The 3589-nt window shown below is 75.1% G+C and carries 3 protein-coding genes and 1 pseudogene; 3 read left to right on the top strand and 1 reads right to left on the bottom strand.

Annotated features, from left to right (window positions below):
* A pseudogene (locus tag EBH09_RS38755) lies at positions 1-355 on the bottom strand (3-alpha,7-alpha,12-alpha-trihydroxy-5-beta-cholest-24-enoyl-CoA hydratase); the annotation flags it as partial.
* 132 nt (positions 356-487) lie between these two features.
* Between EBH09_RS38755 and EBH09_RS10385 the strand changes: the two are divergent.
* The 3 genes from EBH09_RS10385 (at position 488) to EBH09_RS10395 (ending at position 3519) form a co-directional block, all read left to right on the top strand.
* A complete protein-coding gene (locus tag EBH09_RS10385) occupies positions 488-1483 on the top strand; it encodes an ABC transporter ATP-binding protein (protein WP_238697261.1) in 996 nt (331 codons plus the stop codon).
* The gene (locus tag EBH09_RS10390; protein WP_121746720.1) at positions 1480-2199 is read left to right on the top strand and encodes an ABC transporter permease; all 720 of its coding nucleotides are present in this window, start codon (positions 1480-1482) and stop codon (positions 2197-2199) included. Before EBH09_RS10385 ends, EBH09_RS10390 begins: the two co-directional genes overlap by 4 nt.
* Before the next feature lie 93 nt (positions 2200-2292).
* Positions 2293-3519: a sensor histidine kinase gene (locus EBH09_RS10395; protein ID WP_121747331.1), complete on the top strand. Its 1227-nt coding sequence runs from the start codon at positions 2293-2295 to the stop codon at positions 3517-3519.
* Positions 3520-3589 lie beyond the last annotated feature (70 nt).

The raw sequence follows: 3589 nt of genomic DNA on the forward strand, positions 1-3589 counted from the left end.
CCGTGCCCTTGTCGTACACGGCGACGACGCGGGAGGCGGCGCTCGCCCGTCCCCGCACCGGGACGGTCCGGTGCGGGCGCAGGTGCTGTCCGCCGTGCAGGACGTGCGCCGGATCGACGTCGACGCCGGGCATGGACAGGCCGCCGATGACACCCGGGGGGCCGCCGCCCGCGACCGTCGCGAAGCTCGGCAGGACGTCCAGCCGGGACTCCAGGGTGTAGCGCAGCTCGCGGGGGTCGGCGGCGGGGAGGCCGGCGCCGATGCCGAGGTGGTAGAGCTGGACGTCCTTGTGGTCCCAGGCGATCTCGCGGACGCGGGGCGCGGCGGCGAGCGCCTCGGCTGCGTCGATCGGCATGACTCTCCCCGGTAGCGGCACCATGGACAGCCACGACCGTACGGGACGCCGCCCGCCCATGACATTTGTCCCGCCGGACTCCGGACAACCGCATCTGCCGCCCGCCCCCGCCCGCTCCGTAGCGTCGCCCGTATGCCACCGAACGAACCGACCACGACCGCACCGGCCACGACCACGACCCCGCCGAGGCCGGCACCGGCACCGGCCACGCACCGCACCGCTCCCGCCGTCTCCCTCGCCGGAGCGGCCAAGGCGTACGGCGCTGTCCGCGCCGTCGACGGTGTGGACCTGGAGATCGCGCGCGGCGAGACGGTCGCGCTGCTGGGACGCAACGGCGCGGGCAAGTCGACGGCGATCGCGCTGCTGCTCGGGCTGTGCCCGCCCGACCAGGGCGCCGTGGAGCTGTTCGGCGGGCCGCCCGACCGGGCCGTACGCGCCGGCCTGGTGGGGGCCATGCTCCAGGAGGCACGGGCGGTGCCCCGGGTCACCGTGGGTGAGCTGGTCGCCTTCGTGGCCGGGCGTTATCCGGCACCGATGCCCGTCGAGCAGGCCCTGGAGCTGGCCGGGATCGCCGAGCTGGCCGGGCGGCGCGTGGACCGGCTGTCCGGCGGGCAGACCCAGCGCGTACGGTTCGCGGTCGCGCTGACCGGCAACCCCGACCTGCTCGTCCTGGACGAGCCCACGGCCGCCCTGGACGTGGAGGCCCGGCACACCTTCTGGAAGTCGATGCGGGCGTACGCCCGGCGCGGCAGCACGGTCCTCTTCTCCACCCATTATCTGGAGGAGGCCGAGGCGCACGCCGACCGCATCCTGGTCGTCGACCGGGGGCGGATCGTCGCGGACGGCACGGGCGACGAACTGCGCCGGGCGGCGGGCGGCAGCCGCGTCTCCTTCGACCTGGCCGGCCGGCCCGCCGAGGGCCTGACGCTGCTGCCCGGAGTGCGCGCGCTGGAGGTACGGGGGGACCGCGCGCTGCTGCGCACCGAGGACTCCGACGCGACCGTCGTCGCGCTCGCGGAACTCGGCGCGGTACGCGGCCTGGAGGTCGCCCCGGCGTCCCTGGACGACGCGTTCCTGGCCCTGACGGCGGCGGAGGCGACGACTGCGGAGGGGGAGACAGCACGATGAGGGACTATCTGCGGCTGGAGACGCGCCGTACGCTGCGCGACCCCGGCTTCGTCGTGGGCGGTATCGCCATGCCCGTCCTCATGTACCTGCTCTTCACCAACCTCGGGGACGGCGACTCGGGCGGCTGGAAGACCGGCGCGATGGTCGGCATGGCCGCCTACGGCGCGGTCGGCACGGCCCTCAACACCGGTGGCGGGGTCGCCGAGGACCGGGCGATCGGCTGGCTGCGGCAGCTGAGGGTGACCCCGATGCCCCCGCACCAGGTGGTGGTGGGCCGCGCCCTGACCGCGTCGGTCACCGTGCTTCCCGCCATCGCGGCCGTACTCGCCGCGGGCGGCCTGCTCAACGGCGTCCGGCTGGACGCCTGGCAGTGGGCGGCGCTGGCGCTGCTGCTCTGGCTGGGGTCGGTCCCCTTCACGCTGCTCGGTCTGGGCAACGGCTACCGGCTGACGGGGCAGACCACGGGCGTGGCCAATATGGTGGCCAACCTGGCCCTGGCGGTCCTCGGCGGCCTGTGGTTCCCGCTCGCGCTGTTCCCGGAGTGGCTGCGCGCGGTGTCGGCGTACACCCCGACCAACCGCTTCGCCGAGCTGGGCACGTCGGTCGCCACGGGGCACGCGCCGCCCCCGGGTGCGATTTTCGTACTGACGGCGTGGCTGCTGGCCTTCGGGGCGTACGCCGTCCTGTCCTATCGGCGCGGCGCGGGAAACGACTGAGCGAGACGGACGGAAGCCGGACACGGAAGCCGGACACGGAAGCCGGACACGGAAGCCGGACACGGAAGCGGAAGCGGAGAGGGGCCGATGGCCATGACCCGGACACGAGGGCGGCTGCGCGGGATCTCGTGCCGCCTGGGCGCGTGGCAGTCGGCGCGGCGGTCCGCACCGTCCGAGGCCGGCGAGCAACCGGAGCGGATCGGGCCGCCGCCCAGCGGCTTCGCGCTCCTGCCCTGGCTGCTGATGGGTCTGGGCAGCCTCGCGAACATCCTCCAGGGCCGGACCTCCAACCCCTGGATCGGCGGGCTCGGCCTGCTCGCCTTCAACTCGCTCTACATCTACGTGGCCATGCGCTCCTTCGACGAGAAGCGCCGCGACTCGCCGTCCACGCGGGCGGCCCTCGCCGTCATGGCCCTGCTGACGTGCGGACTGTCGCTGGCGTACGGGGGCAGCTGGCTGCTGTTCTTCCCGCTGCTCGGTCTGGCCGCGGGTGCCGCGCTGCGTGGCCGGTGGCTGGGCCGGTGGGGCTGGTCGCTGGCGGCGTTGGCGGGTGCCGTGGCCGGTTTCAAGGACGGCTGGAACGGCCTCAACATCGCCTACGGGACCTTCCTGTCGACGATGGTGACGGCCGCGATCCTCGGCCTGTCCGACGCCGTACGGCAACTGCGCGCCGCCCGTGAGGAACTGGCCACCCGCGCGGTGGCGGAGGAGCGGCTGCGCTTCTCCCGCGACCTGCACGATCTGCTCGGGCACACCCTGTCGGTGATCGTGGTCAAGTCGGAGGCGGCCCGTCGGCTGGCGCCCCGCGACCCGGACGCGGCGCTGACCCAGATCACGGACATCGAGGCGGTGGGCCGCCAGGCGCTGACCGAGGTCCGCGAGGCGGTCACGGGCTACCGCGAGGGCAGCCTCGACACCGAGCTGGAGCGGGCCCGCTCGGCGCTGACCGCGGCGGACGTGGAGCCGGTGGTCCACCGCGCCGGCCCGCCGCTGCCGCCGCAGACCGAGGCGCTGCTGGGGTGGGTGGTGCGGGAGGCGGTCACCAACGTCGTGCGGCACAGCGGGGCGAGCCGCTGCGAGATCGCGGTGAGGGGTGGCACGGAACGGGTCCGGCTGACGGTCACGGACAACGGCAGGGGCGGCGACGGCCCCGCCCAGGGGCCGGGCACGGGCCTGACCGGCCTCACGGAACGCCTGGCCTCGGCCGGGGGCTCGCTGAGCGCGGGCGCGGAGGCCCGGGGCGGCTTCACGGTGACGGCGGAACTGCCGGTCGCGGCACAGGGACCCGCGCCGGTGGGTGTGGTGGGGGCGCGGGCATAGCGGGCGCGCCCGAGCCGGTGGGTGTGGGGGCGCCGGCACAGCGGGCGCGCCCGAGCCCGCCCCCTAATCT

Origin of the sequence: Streptomyces sp. E2N166 (genome assembly GCF_003671715.1) — a bacterium.
Classification (GTDB): Bacteria; Actinomycetota; Actinomycetes; order Streptomycetales; family Streptomycetaceae; genus Streptomyces; species Streptomyces thinghirensis.